Origin of the sequence: Myxococcus sp. AM011, assembly GCF_013372595.1 — a bacterium.
In the GTDB taxonomy this organism is placed as follows: Bacteria; Myxococcota; Myxococcia; order Myxococcales; family Myxococcaceae; genus Myxococcus; species Myxococcus eversor.
The window spans coordinates 1-2958 of the sequence record NZ_JABXEM010000493.1 but is presented as its reverse complement, the minus strand read 5'-3'; the positions used below and the strand labels follow the sequence as shown (position 1 = coordinate 2958).

The 2958-nt window shown below is 69.3% G+C and carries 3 protein-coding genes and 1 pseudogene; 1 reads left to right on the top strand and 3 read right to left on the bottom strand.

The genetic code is table 11. The features are described from left to right. The 3 genes and pseudogenes from HUW62_RS46615 to HUW62_RS46605 all read right to left on the bottom strand — a co-directional run. Window positions 1-577: pseudogene (locus HUW62_RS46615) on the bottom strand (hypothetical protein); the annotation flags it as partial. A gap of 9 nt (window positions 578-586) precedes the next feature. Further along, window positions 587-1345: a general secretion pathway protein GspE gene (locus HUW62_RS46610; protein WP_163864806.1), complete on the bottom strand. Its 759-nt coding sequence runs from the start codon at window positions 1343-1345 to the stop codon at window positions 587-589. Between the two features lie 60 nt (window positions 1346-1405). Then, a complete protein-coding gene (locus HUW62_RS46605; protein WP_163864805.1) occupies window positions 1406-2236 on the bottom strand; it encodes a DUF4292 domain-containing protein in 831 nt (276 codons plus the stop codon). Between the two features lie 43 nt (window positions 2237-2279). On the opposite strand from HUW62_RS46605, the gene HUW62_RS46600 reads away from it, so the two are divergent. Beyond that, on the top strand, window positions 2280-2958 hold a 679-nt coding region (locus tag HUW62_RS46600; protein ID WP_176438116.1), incomplete at its 3' end, for a MotA/TolQ/ExbB proton channel family protein.

Here is a 2958-nt window from a genome sequence, read left to right as displayed (position 1 = left end):
GGAGTGGGAGATGCCGGAGACGCCGAGCGGGGGGCTTCGGCGTCTCCGGCATCTCCCACTCCAATGGCGTCCCCGCTGTCACGGGAAGAGGGCCGGAGCCATCCTCCTCGTAAAACGGCTCGGCCTCGACGATGTCCAGCGGCTCTCCCCGCGCCCGGGCCAGCGCGGCGTCCAGGTCGTCCGACGCGACGACGAAGACCCGCACCTGCTTGCGGAGCTGGAAGCGCAGCTCGTCCACCAACGTCAAATCCCCTGGGTCTTCCACCGCGACATGGATGCGCTCGCTGCGCCCCTCCACTTCCGAGCGGAAGAGGAGGACGCGGTGCTCCGCCTGGAAGTCCAGGGACACCAGCGAGACCACCGCGTGGGGAATCTCCTCGGGCAGCTCCATGAAGGGCAGCCCGTGCTGCACCGCCAGCGCCCTGGCCACGTGCAGCGGCGCGCACAGGCCCTGGGCCACCAGCGTCTCGCCCAGCCGCAGGTTCCCCGGCGCGCCTCGACGCCCGAGCGCCACCCGCACCTGCTCCTCCGTCACCACTCCCGCCTCGACGAGCAGCTCACCAATCTTCTTGCGCATGAGGGCGGGCTACCGCTTGACCTTCGCGAGGTACTCGTCGCGGGAGAACACACCCTTTTCGATGAGCAGTTCCACCATGGCCTTGAGCGCGGCGACTTCCTTGCGCTGCACCTCTTCCACGCTGCGCAAGAGGTCAGCGGGGCTGCCGGTGCCCGCGGTGCTGCGCGGGGCCTCTTGAACCGGCGGCGGCGGACGCGCCACCGGGGGCGGGGGCCTGGGCGCGGAGACGACCGCCGCGGCGGCCGGATCCAGGTCCTTGAGGTTCTTCACCACCGTGCGGCCCTGGGCGTCCACCACCTTGAAGTTGGTGTCCGCGTCCTCCAACTCCACATTCTCCTCGTACATCCGGGCGAAGGCCCGGGCGATGGAGGTGCGCCCCGCCACGTTGGGGATGATGCGGCACTTCGTCACGGCGCGAAGCTCGTCGAGCATCCGCATGTTGAGCGGATCCGACATCGCCACGACCAGCGTCTTGCCCTCGTCCCGCAGCTGCAGCGGCAGCACGGAGAAGTCACGCGCGGTCTGCGGAGGAATCTTGGCCTTCACATGCGGAGGAACCACCTGGACCGCGTCCAGGTTCACCGCCGGCATGCCGAGCTGCTTGGACAAGGCTCGCACCAGGATGTCCTCGGAGACGAGGCTCATCCGGACCAGGATTTCACCCAGCTTGCCGCCCCACTTCGCCTGTTCGGCGAGCGCGGCCTTGAGCTGGCTCTCCTGGAGCACATTCGCTTTGATCAGCAGTTCTCCGAGCTTGATCTGTGCCATGTCGTGGGCGCCACTCTACCCGACTCCAGCCGCCGCGCTTCTTCTTCCGTGCCTGCCCGGTCAGGAACCCGGCACCGGGGGCGCTGGCGACTCGGGCCCCCCGGCCGGCAGCTCCCGCCCCGCGTCATCCACCTCCACCACCTTGGCCCCCTCCGGAGGAGTCAACTCGTAGAGCGTGAGGTCCGGCCGGCCGTTGAGCTTGATCTGCTGGTAGCGAAGCTGGAGCTTCGTCCCCGCCTGCTTCGCGATGAGCTCCACCTTGCCCGGGAAGATGAGGCCGCCTCGCTCCAGGAAGTCGTCGAAGGCCAGGTCATACCCGGGGACGCCGCGCACATGGCTCTTCACCACGCGCAGATACTTGGGGTGAACCTGGAGCACCTGGCTGGCGGTGCCCCGGTGGAGGGTGAGCACGTAGACGCCCTCCTTCGTGTCCAGCTCCAGCGTCATGCGCTCCGGAGGGATGAGGGGCACCTGGCCCAGCATGATGGCCACCAGTTCCTCGCCCGGCAGGACGACGGGCAGGAAGCGCGACACGTTCTGCGGGCTCGCCGGGCCCTGGTAGTACGTGTGCGTCTCCGTCTGGTACAGGCCGAAGCGCGTCCCGTCCCCGACGAGGGAGGCGAGGGGCCTGTTGAAGAAATCGAACGTCTCCAGGTGCAGCAGGGCCGGGCGGGTGACGGAAAGGAACATCCCGATGGTGCCGCTCTGCTGGGGGGATTCGACACGCAGCTTCGCGTCCCCCTCCAGGGAGACGACGTTGTCCTGGTTCTGCCGGACACGCTGGTAGACGACCTCGGCGTCGGTGAGTTGCCCCTCCGGCCCGAACTCGATGCGCTTGGGGCAGGCCGAACAGAGCACTGCCAGGAAGATTGCGGCGGCTGCGCGGTTCATATCTCCTAGTCTGGGCCATGGCGCCCTGCCGGGTCACCCACCAATGAGCCTGAACGACATCCTGCATTACCTCCGCCTCGGCGGAGTCACCCTGGCCCTGCTGCTTCTGGCCTCCGTCGCCGCGCTCGTCGTGGCCGTCGAGCGCATCATCGCCCTCTGGGGGGTGAGCGAGCGCTCCCGCCTCCTGGGCGAGGCGGTCAGCAAGCACCTGCTCCGAGGCGACGTGCCGGCGGCCCGCACCGCCGCCGAGCGCTCCGACTCCGTCGCCGCCGACATCTTCCTCGCGGGGTTCGACCGCTGGGAGCGCAGCCGGGGCACGGGCGGCGCGGGCGTGGAGGCCGCCGTGGAGCGCGAGCGCGCCCAGGTGGCCCTCAAGCTGCGCCGCAACCTCTGGATTCTCGCCACCATCGGCTCGATTACGCCCTTCGTGGGCTTGTTCGGCACCGTGGCCGGCATCATGCGCTCGTTCAAGGACCTGGGCCTGGACGTGGAGGCCGGCGGCACCGGCGGCACCGGCGCGGTGATGACGGGCATCTCCGAGGCCCTGGTCGCCACGGCGGTCGGCATCCTCGTCGCCGTGCAGGCCATGGTCTTCTACAACTACTTCCAGGCCCGCCTCTCACGCGTGCTGGTGGAGCTGCGGCTGATGGGCGATGAGTTCGCGGAGATGCTCAAGGAGCGCGCCTCGGGGCTTCCTCCGGAGCCCGCCCCCCGCGTCGACC

Excerpts from the sequence above, each read along its gene's own strand:
- HUW62_RS46610 (WP_163864806.1), bottom strand. The coding sequence starts at position 1,345 with ATGGCACAGATCAAGCTCGGAGAACTGCTGATCAAAGCGAATGTGCTC.
- HUW62_RS46605 (WP_163864805.1), bottom strand. The coding sequence starts at position 2,236 with ATGAACCGCGCAGCCGCCGCAATCTTCCTGGCAGTGCTCTGTTCGGCC.